The sequence below is a fragment of the Kitasatospora sp. NPDC090308 genome, assembly GCF_044769485.1.
Classification (GTDB): Bacteria; Actinomycetota; Actinomycetes; order Streptomycetales; family Streptomycetaceae; genus Kitasatospora; species Kitasatospora fiedleri.
The window spans coordinates 186,999-202,187 of record NZ_JBIVXY010000007.1 but is presented as its reverse complement, the minus strand read 5'-3'; the positions used below and the strand labels follow the sequence as shown (position 1 = coordinate 202,187).

The following is a 15,189-nucleotide window of genomic DNA, read 5'->3' as shown; positions in this document are numbered from 1 at the left end:
GGCCAGCGGAGTGCGATGCCCCGAGACCGACCCCACCGAACGCCCCGCCCCGGGCCCCGACCCGCCGGCGCCCCCGCGCCGCCGGACGCTCAGCCCCGGCGGCGGAACACCCGCGGGGCCCCGTGCCCGGCCACCGGCCACAGCCGGACCCGCAGCCGTTCCGCAGCACCCCGCCCCGCCGCCGGCGCGGCACGGGAGGCGCGGACCCGGACCGGGCCGGGCGGGAGGTCGAAGAACTCCGCGTCGGGCAGGTGCCCGGTGGGCGAGAGCACGGCGACCCGGCCCGAGGTGGCCTCGATCGTCGCCTCCACCACCTGCTCGAACGCCCCGTGATCCGCCGCGGGCTCCGCCACGAAGACCTCCACCGTCACCTCGACGTCCCCCTCGCCCACCGTGCCGACGCCCAGCCCCCGCCGGGCCGGGACCAGGCCGTCCGCCCGGGCCTGCGCCGTCCACGCGCCGAGCAGGTCCTCGTCCGAGTCCCCGTCGCGCACGTGCAGTTGGAAGAAGTCCGCGAACAGCTCCAGCTCCGCCGTCGCCAGCAGCCCGTCCAGCCCCCGGCCCCGGTGCGGGCCCGGCAGGTGGCCCTCCGGCGGGGACGGCAGCGCGGCCAGGCACTCCCTGGAGCAGGCGTTCACCAGCAGCGGCAGCACGTCCCGCCCCGAGGTGCGCAGCGAGATCCACGCCTGGTGCAGCCCCGCGGCCCCCGCCACCGGACCGTCGCACACCGAGCACGCCCCGACCGACTTCGCCCCCCACACCCCCGGGTCCAGCGCCCGCGGGTCCGCCCCCGCCGACGGCTCGGCCAGCACCGGGAACGGCGGCCGCGTCTTCGGGTTCCCGAACACCGCCCGGGTGCTGACCGTGCTGCGCCGCAGCAGCGGCAGCCGCGCCAGCTCGTACGGGAACCAGTGCAGCCGGTACGAGGTGTACGGGGTGAACTCCTCCAGCGCCCGCATCCCGCCGATCTCCGGCGGGAGGCGCACCAGGTTCGACCGGTACAGGTGCAGGTGGCGCACCTGCGTCAGCCGCCCGATGCTCGCCGGCAGCGTCACCACCTGGCGGCGCTGCTCGTCCGTCAGCTCCCTCAGCGGCGCGAACTCCTCCCGCCCGTCCGCCGCCGCCTCCTCCACCAGCTCCAGCAACCGCAGCCAGCCCGGCGCCGAGACGTCCTGCCGCTCCCCGTGGAACCGCGCCCGCCGCGCCCGCACGCAGTCGCAGGAGTCGATCGGGCCGACCCGCTCGGTGAAGCGGTTCTCGAACAGCCGGGGCACGGGTGCGTCGTCCATCCGCCCAGCCTAGGCACCCTGCGCGGGCGGCCCGCCGTCCGGGGCCGGGGTGGCGGGGCCGGGGGGCGGGGACGGGCTGCGACAATGGGGGTGACGATCTTCGTCCCCACCAGCAGACAGACAGTGAGGTTGCCTTGTCCAAGGTCAAGTTGAGCACCAACCACGGCGACGTCGTGATCCGGCTGGACGCCGAGAAGGCCCCGGCCACGGTCGCGAACTTCCTGCAGTACGTGCAGGACGGGTTCTACGACGGCACCGTCTTCCACCGGGTCATCGACGGCTTCATGGTGCAGGGCGGCGGCATGGAGCCGGGCCTGCGCCGCAAGGAGACCCGGGCGCCGATCCAGAACGAGGCCGACAACGGGCTGAAGAACACCCGCTACACGGTGGCGATGGCCCGCACCGCGGACCCGCACTCGGCCACCGCGCAGTTCTTCGTCAACGTCGCGGACAACGCCTTCCTCGACCACACCGCCAAGAACGGCCCGGGCTGGGGCTACACGGTGTTCGGCGAGGTGGTCGAGGGACAGGACGTGGTGGACGCGATCAAGTCGGTGCCCACCACCTCCAAGGGCGGCCACGCGGACGTCCCGAAGGAGGACGTGGTGCTGGTCAGCGCCGAGGTCGTCGAGTAGCCGGGGCCGGAAGGCGTACTGCCCCGACCCCGGGGGAGCGGGGTCGGGGCAGGGCTCGCGGGGCGCGAGGGCCGGGGCGTGAGGGTCAGGGCCCGACGGTCAGGGCCGCCGTCAGCGGGAGTTCGCCGCAGTGCGGGCCGACCCGCAGGACGAAGGCGCCCGGCTCGGTCTCCCAGCCGGTCCCGTCCGCCGACCAGTGCTCCAACGCCCTTGCCGGAAGCGTCAGTTCGACGTCGACCTGCTCGCCCGGGCCCGCCTCGGCGGCGGTGAACCCGGCCAGCCAGCGCACCGGCCGGTCCACCGCCGAGCCCGGCCGGGACAGGTACAGCTGCACCGTCTCCCGGGAGCGGCGCGGCCCCTCGTTGCGCAGCGTCACCCGCACCGTGCGCGAGCCGTCCGCCGCCGGGGCCGAGGGCGCGCCGAGCGCGAGGTAGCGCCACTCGCCCCAGCCCAGGCCGTGCCCGAACCAGTACGCGGGGGCGCGCCCGGCGCGCAGCCAGCCGCGGTGGCCCAGGTGCAGGCCCTCCGCGTAGTCGAGCCGCCCGTCGGTCGGGGCGGTCGCGTAGACCGGGCAGTCCTCGGCGGCGTCCGGCCAGGTGGTGGGCAGCCGCCCGCCCGGCTCGGCCCGGCCCAGCAGCACCTCGGCCAGCGCGTCGCCGCCCTCCTGGCCCGGGAACCAGCAGGTCAGCACCGCGCCGACCCGCTCGCGCCAGGGCAGCAGCACCGGGCTGCCGGTGTTCACCACGACCACCGTGCGCGGGTTGGCGGCGGCGACCGCCGCCACCAGCTCGTCCTGGCGGCCCGGCAGCCGCAGCGAGGAGCGGTCGAAGCCCTCGCTCTCGTGCTCGTCCGTGGTGCCGACCACCACCACCGCCACGTCCGCCGCCGCGGCCAGCTCCACCGCGTGCGCGAACTCCCGCTCCAGCTCCGCCTCCGGCGGGTCGGCGGCCAGCACCAGCACCCGCCCGTGCGCGGACTCCACCGTCCGCCGGGCCAGCAGCGCCACCTGCTGGCCGGCCGCCAGCTCCAGCTCCACCTGCCGGAACGAGGGCGTCACGTGCAGGTACGTCGGGTCGTCCGAGAGCGGCTCGACGTACTCCGCCAGCAGCTCCTCGCCGTCCGCCTCCAGCCGCAGCGCGCCCAGGCCCACCACGCCCAGCCGCCAGCGGCCCGGGGTCGGCGCGGTGAACCGGGTCGCCACCTCGATGGTGCGCACCGGCGCCAGGTCGACCTCCGCCGAGGGCTCCAGCACCCGCCCCGTCGACCGGGGCTCGGCGTGCACCAGCGAGCCGTCGGCGGCCAGGTAGCGCACCAGCACCCCCGGCGCCGAGCCGTCCGGGAGCACGCAGTCGGCCGCCGTCAGCGGCGTCGGGCGCAGGCCGGTGCGCACCCCCGGCGCGTGGGTGACCGCCACGGCCGGGCCGAGCGCCGCCCGCAGCCCGTCCAGCGGCGAGACCGGCGCGGCCGGGAACACCGAGGCGCTGCCGCCGCCCTGCACCCGGGCGGTCGCCGCGTTCGGGCCCAGCACCGCGACCCGGCGCAGCGCCGGGGCGTCCAGCGGCAGCAGCCGGTCCGGGTTGTGCAGCAGCACGGTGCCCGCCACGGCCGCCGCCCGCAGCGCGCCCCGGGTCGCCGGGTCCACCGGCACCGGCGCCGGGCCGCCCGCCGCCGGCGGGTCGAACGCGCCGACCCGGCCCGCCAGCCGCAGCAGCCGCTCCACCTTGTCGTCCAGCACCGCGGCCGGGACCCGCCCGGCCCGCACCGCCGCCGCCAGCGCCGGACCCCAGGCCGGGTTCGGCCCCGGCATCGCCAGGTCGCAGCCCCCCGCGCCCGGCCCGTCCGCCTCGTGCACCGCCCCCCAGTCGGAGACCACCAGCCCGTCGAAGCCCCACTCGCCCTTCAACGGCTCGGCCAGCAGCGGGTGTTCGACCATCGAGGTGCCGTTGACCCGGTTGTACGCCGACATCACCGCCCACACCCCGGCCCGCACCGCCGCCTCGAACGGCGCCAGGTACACCTCGCGCAGGGTGCGCCCGTCCACCCGGGCGTCCACCGTCAGCCGCTCGGTCTCCGAGTCGTTCGCCACGTAGTGCTTCGCGGTCGCCGCGACCCCGCCGCCCTGCACGCCCGCGATGTACGCCGCCCCGATCCGGGCGGTCAGCAGCGGGTCCTCCGAGAAGCACTCGAAGTTGCGCCCGCCCAGCGGCGAGCGGTGCAGGTTCAGCGTCGGCGCCAGCACCACGTGCACGCCCTTGCGCCGGGCCTCGGCCGCCAGCAACCCGCCCATCCGGGACACCAGTTCCTCGTCCCAGGACGCCGCCAGCGCGGTCGCGCACGGCAGCAGCAGCGCGGTGTCCGCCTCGTCCCAGCGCTCGCCGCGCACCCCGACCGGCCCGTCCGAGCAGACGATCGGGTGCATCCCGACGGCCGGCTCCCCGCTGGTCCGGAAGGTGTCCCCGCCGGAGACCAGCCGGGCCTTGCGCTCCAGGTCGAGCACGTGGTGCGCCGGGGGCGCCGACTGGGCCGCGGGCGAAGTGAGTTGAGGTGGCATGGAGAGCTGGGTCATCCTTTCGTGGCTCCTTGCATGATGCCGTCGATGATCTGGCGGCCCATCAGGAGGAATGCGACCAGGACGGGCGCGCTGGCGACCAGGGCGCCGGTGAGGACCAGCGAGTAGTCCTTGATGTAGCCGCTGGCCAGCTCGGAGAGGGTGAGCTGGACGGTGGGGTTCTGCTGGGTCATGACGACCTTGGGCCAGTAGAAGTCGTTCCAGGCGGCCATGAAGGTGAGCATGCCCAGGACGCTCATCGCGGGGCGGGCGGCGGGCAGCACGACGTGCCAGACCAGGCCGCGGGTGGTGCAGCCGTCCATCCGGCCGGCGTCCAGGAGTTCGTCGGGCACGGCGCCGATCAGGTACTGGCGCATGAAGAACAGGCCGAAGGCGTTGGCGGCGGCCGGCACGATCAGGGCCTGGAGGTGGTCGGCCCAGTGGAACCAGTTGGCCATCATGATGTAGAGCGGGATGATGCCGAGCTGGGTGGGGACCATCATGGTGGCGACCACCGAGGCGAGCAGCGGGCCGCGGCCGGGGAAGCGCAGCTTGGCGAAGGCGAAGCCGCCCAGGGTGCTGGTCAGGACCACGCTGACGGTGACGGTGCCGGCCACGATCAGCGAGTTGACCATGGCCAGGCGCAGGTCGGTCTGGGCGAACACCTGGGTGAGGTTGTGCCAGAGCCGGCCGCCGGGCAGCAGCACCGGGGGCATCCGGTGGATCTCGGTGTTGGTGCGGGAGGCCGCGACCAGCGTCCAGTACAGCGGGAAGAGCGAGAGCAGGACGGCGACGCCGAGGACGACGTAGACGCCGCGCCCGGCGGTCAGCTGCCGGTTGCTCCGCTGTCGGCGGCGCCGGGGCGCCGGGGAGGCCGGGGCCGGGACCGGGGGGACCGGAGCCGGGGCGGTGGTGGTCATTCGGCACCTCGCATCCGGCGCGCGGCCAGGAAGTTGACGGCGGCCACCAGCACGATCAGCAGGAACATCGCCCAGGAGATGGCCGCGCCGTAGCCGTACTTGAAGCGGCCCCAGAACTGGTTGTAGGAGTACAGCGCCAGGGTCTGGAACTGGTGCTGGGAGCCGCCGGTGGTCGGGTCCTGCTGCTGGCTGAACAGCATCGGCTCGCCGAAGAGCTGGAGCGCGCCGATGGTGGAGACGATGACGGTGAACAGGATCGTCGGCCGCAGCATCGGGACGGTGATGGAGCGGAACTGCCGCCAGCGGCCGGCCCCGTCCAGCGCCGCCGCCTCGTACAGCTCGAACGGGACGGACTGCATCGCGGCCAGGTAGAGCAGCGCGTTGTAGCCCGTCCAGCGCCAGGTCACGATCGAGGCGATGGCCGTCCAGGAGGAGAGGGTGCCGGCCTGCCAGTCGACGTGGTCGACGCCGAACAGCGAGAGGAACCAGTTGATCATGCCGAAGTCGCGGCCGAACAGCTGGACGAAGATCAGCGTGACGGCGGCCACCGAGGTGACGTTCGGCAGCAGGACGCCCAGCCGCAGCAGGGTGCGCCCGCGCATCCGGTAGTTCAGCAGGTGGGCCAGGCCCAGCGCGAGCAGCAGCTGCGGGACGGTGGCCAGCACGCCGATGCCCAGGGTGTTCTTGACGGCGTTCCAGAAGAACGGGTCGTCCAGCAGCTTGCGGTAGTTCTCGAACCCCACCCAGTCGCCCGAGCTGCCGGGGCGGTCGGCGCGCCAGCCGGTGAACGAGACGTAGCCGGTGTACAGCATCGGGAACAGGCCGAAGACGCCGAAGACCAGGAAGAACGGGGAGAGGTACAGGTAGGGCGAGACGGTGCGGTCCAGCCGGTGCCAGCGGTGGCCGGCGGTGCGGGCGGGGGCGCGGGCGCCGGGCGCGGCGGCGGTCGATGCGGCCAAGGGGAGCTCCCAGGGGCAGAAGCGGCGGGGCGGGGGAGAAGGGGTGATCGCGGTGGCGGGGGGGGGGCAGGTCCGCCCCCGCCCCCCCGCGACGGGGGGGGGGGCGGCCCTTTGAGCTTTTTTGGACGTACCCGCGGGCCGTCATACAGGCGCCCGGGGGGGGGGCCGGGGGGCCGCCGGGGCGGGGGGGGGGGGGGGGGGGGGGGGGGGGGGGGGGGGGGGGGGGGGGGGGGCCCCCCCCCCCCCCCCCCCCCGCGGCTACGGGGGGCGGAGCGTCAGTTGACGATGTTGTCGACGTCCGCGAGGGCCTTCTTCCAGGCGCCCTCCGGGTCGGCCTGGCCCTGCTCGACCGAGGTCAGCGCGTTGCCCAGGGCGGTGCCGATCTCCGCGCCGTGCGCGCCGAGCGGCTGCGGGTTCAGGTCCCGGGCCGACTGGGAGAAGATCTTGCCGGTGGGCGCGTTGTTGAACAGCGGGTCGGTGTGCTCGGCGATGTCGGGCTGGGTCCACAGCGCCTGGTCGGAGGGGAAGTAGCCCTTCTCCTTGAAGAGCCGGGCCTCCTGCTCGGGCGCGGTCAGCCACTTGGCCAGCTCGGCGGCGGCCTTGGTGTGCTTGCCGGACTTCGGCACCGACAGGTACGAGCCGCCCCAGTTGCCGCCGCCGCCGGGAATCCGGGCCAGGTCCCAGGTGCCGCCGTCGGTGGGCGGGTTGGCCTTGAACTCGTAGCTCATCCAGGCCGGGCAGGCGACGGTGGCGAACTGGCTCTTCTGGAAGCCGGTGTCCCAGGCGGGGGTGAACGCCTGGATGCCCGCCGACTCGCCGTCCTTGATCGCGCCGGCCACCAGGTCGAAGGACTGCTTGACGGCCGGGTTGGAGGTCACCACGACCTTGCCCTCGGCGTCGTAGACGCCCTGCGGGGCCTGGGCCAGGATCGCGCTGAACAGGTTGCCGCCGCTGTCGAACCAGCGGGCGTCCTTGTTCGGGCTGTTGGCCAGGAACTGCTTGCCCGCGGCCAGGTAGGACGGCCAGTCCTTCATCAGCGCCGCGACCTGCTCGCGGTCGGTGGGCAGCCCGGCGGCCTTGAACAGGTCGCTGCGGTAGCACAGCGCCATGCCGCCCATGTCGGTGCCCAGGCCGAACAGCACCTTCCCGTCCGGGCTGGAGGCGGGCGCGGTCTTGGACGGCACCCACTGGTCCTTGCTGACGCCGTTGTCCAGGAAGTTGAGGAACTTCCCGGCCTCCGGCTGGAAGCCGGCCACCTGCCCGATCTCGATCGCCTCGATGTCGGCGGTGCCGGAACCGGCCATCAGGTGGGCGTGCAGGTTCTGGTGGTGCGCGCCCATGTCGGCGCGGTTCTCCTTGATGGTGATGTTCGGGTGGGCCTGCTCGTACTCCTTGTACAGGTCCGCGTAGCCGAAGTCGGAGAACAGGTTCACCGTGAGGGTGATCCTGGCGTTGGGGTCCTCGTCCGCCGACGAGCCGCCGCCGCTGCTGGAGCAGGAGGTCACGGCGGTCAGGGCCAGCACCAGCAGCGCCGAGCCGGCGAGCAGGCGGCGGCTTCTGGGGCCGGTGCGGGGCAGGGAAACGGGCATGGAACGGCTCCTCGCGGGGGATGGCTGAGTGAGCCCCGGGACGCTCGGGTGGGAGAGCGCTCTCCCGGGGTGGCAACCGGAGCTTGGCCGCTCCACCCCGGTCCCGTCAAGGGGTCCGGACGTAGAACATCACTGGCGGACTAGGGGTTTGGCAGAGTTTCGCCAGCGAACCAATGGTCGCCGCCCTTGACACGGATGAAACAACGGGGCAACCATCACTGGCGTAGTGAGAGAGCGCTCTCCCTGATCCGGGCACCGGCCCTCGACGGTGCCGCCCCCACCCCACCCGATCGGGAGCCCCGATGCCCGCCCCGCCCCTGCGCACCCCACGGCCCACCGGGCCGGTCCGCACCGCACCCCCGACCCGCACCCTGGCGGCCGCCCTGGCCGCCGCGCTGGTCGCGGCCCTGGTCCTGCTGCTGCCCGCCACCCGCGCCCAGGCCGCACCCGTCCTGCTCTCGCAGGGCAAGACCGCCACCGCCTCCAGCACCGAGAACTACGGCACCCCCGCGTCCAACGCCGTCGACGGCAACACCGGAACCCGCTGGTCCTCGGCGAATTCCGACCCGCAGTGGCTCCAGGTCGACCTCGGCGCGCCCGCCGCGCTCAGCTCCGTCACCCTCCAGTGGGAGGCGGCGTACGCGAAGGGCTACCAGATCCAGCTGTCCAACGACGGCACCACCTGGACCACCGCGTACACCACCGCCAACGGCGCCGGCGGCACCGAGACCGTCCCGGTCACCGGCACCGCCCGCTACGTCCGGCTGTACGGCACCGCCCGGGCCACCGGCTACGGCTACTCGCTCTGGGAGTTCCAGGTCTACGGCGCCGACGGCGGCGGCACCCAGGGCTGCGGCACCGCCAACGCCGCCCAGGGCAAGGCCGCCACCGCCTCCAGCACCGAGAACTACGGCACCCCCGCGTCCAACGCCGTCGACGGCGACGCGAACACCCGCTGGTCCTCGGCGAACTCCGACCCGCAGTGGCTCCAGGTCGACCTCGGCTCCGCGCAGAACGTCTGCGGCACCGCGGTGAAGTGGGAGAGCGCCTACGCCAAGGCGTACCGCATCCAGCTGTCCACCGACGGCACCACCTGGACCGACGCGTACACCACCGCCAACGGCGCCGGCGGCACCGAGACCCAGAACGTCTCCGGCACCGCCCGCTACGTCCGGCTGTACGGCACCGCCCGGGCCACCGGCTACGGCTACTCCGTCTGGGAGTTCCAGGTCTTCACCGCCGGCGGCGGCTCCACCGGCACGCCCAGCAACCCGCCGACCAGCAACCCGCCGACCAGCCCGCCGCCGACCGGCACCACCCCGCCCGGCAACTGGACCACCGTGTTCAGCGACGACTTCGCGGGCGGCAGCGGCGGCGCCCCCTCCGCCGCCAACTGGACGGTGCGCACCGGCACCTCCGAGCCCGGCGGCGCCGCCCACTGGGGCACCGGCGAGGTCCAGACCGACACCGCCAACCCCGCCAACGTCGCGCTCGACGGCAACCACCACCTCAACCTGACCGCCGTGCGCGACGGCGCGGGCAACTGGACCTCCGGCCGGGTGGAGAGCAAGCGCGGCGACTTCGCCGCCCCCGCCGGCGGACAGCTGCTGATCTCCGCGCAGATCAAGCAGCCCGGCGTCGCCGACGCCACCGGCTACTGGCCGTCCTTCCGCGCCATCGGCGCCAACGACCGCAGCGGCGGCTGGCCCGCCACCGGCGAGACCGACATCCTCGAGGACGTCAACGGCCGCAGCCAGACCTCCGCCACCCTGCACTGCGGCACCGCCCCCGGCGGCAACTGCAACGAGTACAACGGCATGACCAGCGGACTCGCCTCCTGCCCCGGCTGCCAGAGCGACTACCACACCTACAGCCAGGTCATCGACCGCACCGTCAGCGACGAGCAGATCCGCTGGTACCTCGACGGCAAGCAGATCTGGCAGGTCAACGAGTCCCAGGTCGGCACCACCGACTGGAAGAACGCCGTCGACCACGGCTTCAAGCTGGTCTTCAACCTCGCCATCGGCGGCTCCTTCCCGGACAGCGTCTGCGGCTGCACCACGCCCAGCGCCACCACCACCTCCGGCGGCGCGCTCTCCATCGGCGCCGTCACCGTCGCCACCACCACCGGCACCGCCCCCGCCCCGCTCGCCGACCCGCCCGCGGCCACCGGCAAGAGCACCGTCAAGGTCACCGGCGGCCAGGGCAACTGGGCGCTCAGCGTCAACGGCCAGCCCTACCAGCTCAAGGGCGTCACCTGGGGCCCGGCCCAGTCCACCGCCGACGCGCACATGCGCGACCTCAAGGCGCTGGGCGTCAACACCGTCCGCACCTGGGGCACCGACGCCAGCAGCAAGCCGCTGCTGGACGCCGCCGCCGCGTACGGCCTCAAGGTGGTCAACGGCTTCTGGCTCAACCAGGGCGCCGACTACGTCAACGACACCGCCTACAAGAACAGCACCCTCGACTCGATCAAGCAGTGGGTGACCACCTACAAGGACCACCCCGGCACCCTGATGTGGGACGTCGGCAACGAGGTCATCCTCACCACCCAGGACCACGCCTACAACGGCGCCACGGTGGAGCAGGAGCGGGTCGCCTACGCCAAGTTCGTCGAGCAGGTCACCCAGGCCATCCACGCCATCGACCCCGACCACCCGGTCACCTCCACCGACGCCTACACCGGCGCCTGGACGTACTACAAGCAGTACGCCCCCAGCCTCGACCTGCTGGCCGTCAACTCCTACGGCGCGGTCTGCAACGTCAAGCAGGACTGGATCAACGGCGGCTACACCAAGCCGTACATCGTCACCGAGACCGGCGACGCCGGCGAGTGGGAGGTCCCCAACGACGCCAACGGCGTCCCGACCCAGCCCACCGACACCCAGAAGCGCGACGGCTACACCAGCGCCTGGAACTGCATCGCCGGCCACACCGGCGTCGCGCTCGGCGCCACCATCTTCAACTACGGCACCGAGAACGACTTCGGCGGCACCTGGTTCAACCTGATCCCCGGCGGCTGGAAGCAGCCCGCGTACTACTCCGTCGCCAAGTCCTACGGCGGCAGCGCCAAGAACGGCAACACCCCGCCGGTGATGAACAGCGTCACCCTGAGCCGGACCACCGACGTCCCGGCCGGCGGCACCTTCACGCTCGGCTCGCCCGCCACCGACCCCGACGGCGACCTGGTCCGCTACCAGCTGTACTACAGCTCCAAGTACGTGGACGGCGGCACCGGCTTCAGCCAGGTCCGCTTCACCCAGACCGGCGACGGCCAGTTCACCGTCACCGCGCCCAGGACGCTCGGCGTCTGGAAGGTCTACGTCTACGCCTACGACGGCCACGGCAACGTCGGCATCGAGTCGAAGTCCTTCCGCACCGTCGCCCCGACCCCGAGCGGCACCAACGTCGCCAAGGGCAAGGCCACCACCGCCTCCACCTACCAGGCCGTCGGCAACGGCGCCCCCTACCCGCCGTCCAACGCCACCGACGGCAACTGGTCCACCCGGTGGGCCAGCGAGTGGGCCGACCCGCAGTGGATCCAGGTCGACCTGGGCCAGACCACCTCGTTCAAGCACGTGCAGCTCGGCTGGGAGTCCGCCTACGGCAAGGCGTACCAGGTGCAGACCTCCAACGACGGCACCAACTGGACCACGGTGTACACCCAGGCCAACGGCACCGGCGGCATCGACGACTTCGACGTCAACGGCAGCGGGCGCTACGTCCGGGTGAACATCACCCAGCGCGGCACCGCCTACGGCGACTCGCTGTACGAGTTCGGCGTCTACGCCTGACCCGGCACCGGCGAGCAGGGGGCGTCCGGCCCGTGCCACCGGAACGGACGCCCCCCCGATGAGCCCCCGGTGCCGCGCGGCAGGGAGCGCCGCGCGGCACCGGGTCCCCCCACCCACCGTTCCTCATCCGGAGGTCCGATGAAACACCGCACGTCCCGCGGCGCGCCCCACCGCACCGCACTCGCCGGGACCGTCGCCGCGATCCTCGCGGCCGGCGCCCTCACCGGCGGCGTCCTCACCCAGTCGGCCGCCGCGGCGTCCGACCCGCTGATCAGCCAGTCCAAGCCGGTCACCGCCTCGTCCGTGGAGAGCGCCAGCTTCCCCGCCGCGGCCGTCGCCGACAACAACCTCGCCACCCGCTGGGCCAGCGCCTGGACCGACTCCCAGTGGGTCCAGATCGACCTCGGCGGCACGGCCACCATCAGCCACGTCGAACTGGACTGGGAGGCCGCGTACGCCAGCGGCTACCAGGTGCAGACCAGCAGCGACGCCACCAGCTGGAACACCGTCTACACCAAGGCGGGCGGCACCGGCGGCACCGAGCAGATCGACCTCAACGCCGGCGGGCGCTACATCCGGCTCAACCTCACCAAGCGCGGCACCCAGTACGGGTACTCGCTGGAGGAGTTCAAGGTCTACGGGCAGGTCACCACGCCCGGCAACGGCTACGTCCTGGCCAACCCCCAGGTCACCGGCGCCACCCCGGCCACCGGGAACCCGCCGCACGCCTACTTCCACGAGTTCCAGGCGAACTGCACCGCCAACCACGACCTGCCGGACGACCCGATCGTCTTCCCCGGCCAGTCCGGTGCCTCGCACATGCACACCTTCATGGGCAACACCACCACCAACGCCAACTCCACGCTCGCCTCGCTGCAGGCCGGCGGCACCACCTGCATCGCCCCCGGCGACAAGTCCGGCTACTGGATGCCCACCATGTACGACGGGAACACCCCCGTCGACCCGGTCGGCCTCCAGACCATCTACTACAAGAGCGCGATCAACGACTACACCGCCGTCCGGCCGTTCCCGCCCGGCCTGCGGTTCCTGGTCGCCAGCCCCAACGACAGCGCCACCGACTTCACCACCCACCCCGGGTACGTGGCCGGCTGGGAGTGCGGCACCAGCTACCACACCTCCGACCTGCCCACCAGCTGCCCCGGCGGCGGCGCGCTCAACATCCGCTTCCAGGCGCCCAGTTGCTGGAACGGCCTGTACCTCGACACGCCCGACCACAAGAGCCACATGGCCTACCCGATCGACGGGGTCTGCCCCGCCGACCACCCGGTCGCGCTGCCGATGATCGAGTTCAAGATGGCCTTCCCGGCCAACCTGAACAACCTCGCCCAGCTCCACCTCTCCAGCGGACGGGGCTTCTCCTTCCACTACGACTTCTTCAACGCCTGGGACGCGCCGACCCTGGCCGCACTGGTCAACCACTGCATCGTCGGCGGTCTCCAGTGCAACGCCCGCGGCTACGACGAGAACCAGCCCGGTAAGGGCGCCGCGCTCAACGAGCAGTACCTTCTGCCGTAGCACCGAGCCGTAGCCCGAACGCGCGACACCGGCCCCGCCGCCACGGACCCCCACGTCCGGCGGCGGGGCCGGCCCGCGCACCACCCCCACGGAGGACCACCGATGAGGCTTCGCCGCACCGCCGCGCTGCTCCTGCTGCTCACCGCCGTCGGCTGTGGAACAGCCGGCAGCCCCGGCTCCGACGCCGCGCCCCCCGCCACGGGCGCGCCCGCGAGCCCGTCCGCGGCCGCCGCCGCGGGAGCCTCCGCCGGGGCCGCCGCGTCCGACCGGCCCTCCGACGCCACCTCGATGATCTGCAACCCGTACTTCCGGCAGGAACTCGCCGGCGCCCTCGGCACCGACATCGACCGGCCGCTCGCCCCCAGCTGGGAGAAGCGCGTCTACAGCTGCGAGTACCACTACCCCGCCGGCAGCATGACGCTCTCGGTCAAGGAACTCCCCGACCCCGCCACCGCGCTCGCCCAGTACGACGGGCTGCGCGGCAGCGCCGGGGCCGTCACCGACCTCAACGGCCTCGGCGAGGCCGCCTACAAGCGCGCCGACGGCACCACCGTGGTCCGCAAGGACGGCTTCGTGCTCACCGTCGACGTCGCCAAGCTGCCCGAGACCTTCGGCACGCCCCCGCGCAGCCGGGCCGACGTCGCCGTGATGACCGCCACCACCGTCATGATCTGCTGGAAGGAGCACAGTTCGTGACCGGACGCGGACGCCCGCTGCCGACCGGACGCGACCGGGGGACCGCCCCCGGCCGCGGGCCGCAGCGCGCGCCGGAGCACCCGGCGGGCCGGGGCGCGGATCACGCTTCGGAACGTGTTGGGAGAGCGCTCTCCGAGCGTGCTATAAAGGGCCTCATGAGCAGCGAAGCCCTCAAGCGCGCCACCACCCTGGAGGACGTGGCGCGGGTCGCGGGCGTCTCCCGTGCCACCGTCTCCCGCGTCATCAACGGCGTCCGCAACGTCGACCCCGCCATCCAGGAAGCCGTCCGCCAGGCCATCGCCCGCACCGGCTACGTCCCCAACAGCGCCGCCCGCTCCCTGGTGACCCGGCGCACCGGCGCCCTCGCCCTGGTGATCTCCGGCAGCGACGCCCCCGAGACCCCCGACCACCACGTCGGCGGCGAGATCTTCTCCGACCCGTTCTTCGGACGCGTCGTCAGCGGCGTCTTCACCGGCCTGCGCCCGCTCGACCTGCACCCCGTCCTGATGCTCGCCGACAGCGGCGAGGCCCGCGACAAGGCGCTCACCTACCTCCGGCAGGGCAACGCCGACGGCGCGATGGTGGTCTCCACCCACAGCCGCGACCCGCTGCCCGCCCAACTGCTCGCCGCCGGCATCCCCACCGTCCTGTTCGGCCGCCCCCCGACGCCGCTCTCGCTCTCCTGCGTCGACCTCGACAACCGCGAGGGCGGCCGGATCGCCGCCGACCACCTCACCGCCCGCGGCCGCCGCCGGGTCGCCGCCATCTCCGGCCCGCTCGGCGTCCGCGCCGCCCGCGACCGGCTGTCCGGCTTCCGGGAGGCGATGGCCGACCACGGCATCCACCAACTCCCGCACGTCGAAGGCGACTTCACCCGCGAGGACGGCGAGCGCGCGATGACCTCGCTGCTGCGCCGCTACCCCGACCTGGACGGCGTCTTCGCCGCCAACGACCTGATGGCCCAGGGCGCGCTGGCCGTCCTGGCCGAGCAGCGCCGCCGCGTCCCCGAGGACATCGCGGTGATCGGCTTCGACGACTCCTCCGCCGCGACGGCCGGCCGCCCCCACCTGACCACCGTGCGCCAGCCGGTCGAGGAGATGGCCGCCGAGATGACCCGCGTCCTGCTCGACCACCTGGCCCGACCCGGCCGCGCCGCCACCACCGTCCTGTTCGAACCGACCCTGATCGAGCGCCAGTCCGCCTGAACGGGAGACTGGCGCGCG

Annotated in this window: 9 protein-coding genes and 2 pseudogenes; 6 read left to right on the top strand and 5 right to left on the bottom strand. The window is 73.5% G+C overall.

Translation table 11 applies throughout. The annotated features are described in order from the left end of the window. Positions 1-89: 89 nt before the first annotated feature. The gene (locus tag ACIQVD_RS18860) at positions 90-1,289 is read right to left on the bottom strand and encodes a hypothetical protein (RefSeq protein ID WP_402290420.1); all 1,200 of its coding nucleotides are present in this window, start codon (positions 1,287-1,289) and stop codon (positions 90-92) included. 134 nt (positions 1,290-1,423) lie between these two features. On the opposite strand from ACIQVD_RS18860, the gene ACIQVD_RS18855 reads away from it, so the two are divergent. Further along, positions 1,424-1,924: a peptidylprolyl isomerase gene (locus ACIQVD_RS18855; protein WP_100834482.1), complete on the top strand. Its 501-nt coding sequence runs from the start codon at positions 1,424-1,426 to the stop codon at positions 1,922-1,924. A gap of 85 nt (positions 1,925-2,009) precedes the next feature. Here the strand turns inward: ACIQVD_RS18855 and ACIQVD_RS18850 are convergent, their stop codons facing one another. The 4 genes from ACIQVD_RS18850 to ACIQVD_RS18835 all read right to left on the bottom strand — a co-directional run bounded on the left by ACIQVD_RS18850 (position 2,010) and on the right by ACIQVD_RS18835 (position 7,940). After that, on the bottom strand, positions 2,010-4,490 hold the full coding sequence (locus ACIQVD_RS18850) for a glycoside hydrolase family 3 C-terminal domain-containing protein (protein WP_400681168.1): 2,481 nt from the start codon (positions 4,488-4,490) through the stop codon (positions 2,010-2,012). Further along, the gene (locus ACIQVD_RS18845) at positions 4,487-5,392 is read right to left on the bottom strand and encodes a carbohydrate ABC transporter permease (RefSeq protein WP_400681170.1); all 906 of its coding nucleotides are present in this window, start codon (positions 5,390-5,392) and stop codon (positions 4,487-4,489) included. The genes ACIQVD_RS18850 and ACIQVD_RS18845 overlap by 4 nt, the downstream gene beginning before the upstream one ends. Further along, positions 5,389-6,351: a carbohydrate ABC transporter permease gene (locus ACIQVD_RS18840; RefSeq protein ID WP_400681172.1), complete on the bottom strand. Its 963-nt coding sequence runs from the start codon at positions 6,349-6,351 to the stop codon at positions 5,389-5,391. The genes ACIQVD_RS18845 and ACIQVD_RS18840 overlap by 4 nt, the downstream gene beginning before the upstream one ends. Before the next feature lie 275 nt (positions 6,352-6,626). Continuing rightward, positions 6,627-7,940 carry an extracellular solute-binding protein gene (locus ACIQVD_RS18835; RefSeq protein WP_400681175.1) on the bottom strand — a complete coding sequence of 438 codons (1,314 nt, stop codon included), beginning with the start codon at positions 7,938-7,940 and terminating at the stop codon, positions 6,627-6,629. Between the two features lie 302 nt (positions 7,941-8,242). Between ACIQVD_RS18835 and ACIQVD_RS18830 the strand changes: the two genes are divergently transcribed. From ACIQVD_RS18830 to ACIQVD_RS18810, 5 genes and pseudogenes are all read left to right on the top strand, one after another. Then, positions 8,243-11,734, top strand: a complete 3,492-nt coding sequence (locus tag ACIQVD_RS18830) for a discoidin domain-containing protein (RefSeq protein WP_402290414.1) — start codon at positions 8,243-8,245, stop codon at positions 11,732-11,734. A gap of 138 nt (positions 11,735-11,872) precedes the next feature. Then, positions 11,873-12,295: pseudogene (locus ACIQVD_RS18825) on the top strand (discoidin domain-containing protein); the annotation flags it as partial. Positions 12,296-12,391: 96 nt separating this feature from the next. After that, positions 12,392-13,270 (top strand): annotated as a pseudogene (locus ACIQVD_RS18820) (DUF1996 domain-containing protein); the annotation flags it as partial. Positions 13,271-13,372: 102 nt separating this feature from the next. Then, positions 13,373-13,966, top strand: coding sequence for a hypothetical protein (locus tag ACIQVD_RS18815; protein ID WP_402290412.1), 594 nt, complete (start codon positions 13,373-13,375; stop codon positions 13,964-13,966). 155 nt (positions 13,967-14,121) lie between these two features. Next, a complete protein-coding gene (locus ACIQVD_RS18810; protein ID WP_100834475.1) occupies positions 14,122-15,171 on the top strand; it encodes a LacI family DNA-binding transcriptional regulator in 1,050 nt (349 codons plus the stop codon). Positions 15,172-15,189 lie beyond the last annotated feature (18 nt).

Coding starts and splice junctions, on each gene's coding strand:
- ACIQVD_RS18860 (WP_402290420.1), bottom strand. CDS start 1,289: ATGGACGACGCACCCGTGCCCCGGCTGTTCGAGAACCGCTTCACCGAG.
- ACIQVD_RS18850 (WP_400681168.1), bottom strand. CDS start 4,490: ATGACCCAGCTCTCCATGCCACCTCAACTCACTTCGCCCGCGGCCCAG.
- ACIQVD_RS18845 (WP_400681170.1), bottom strand. CDS start 5,392: ATGACCACCACCGCCCCGGCTCCGGTCCCCCCGGTCCCGGCCCCGGCC.
- ACIQVD_RS18835 (WP_400681175.1), bottom strand. CDS start 7,940: ATGCCCGTTTCCCTGCCCCGCACCGGCCCCAGAAGCCGCCGCCTGCTC.
- ACIQVD_RS18830 (WP_402290414.1), top strand. CDS start 8,243: ATGCCCGCCCCGCCCCTGCGCACCCCACGGCCCACCGGGCCGGTCCGC.
- ACIQVD_RS18815 (WP_402290412.1), top strand. CDS start 13,373: ATGAGGCTTCGCCGCACCGCCGCGCTGCTCCTGCTGCTCACCGCCGTC.
- ACIQVD_RS18810 (WP_100834475.1), top strand. CDS start 14,122: ATGAGCAGCGAAGCCCTCAAGCGCGCCACCACCCTGGAGGACGTGGCG.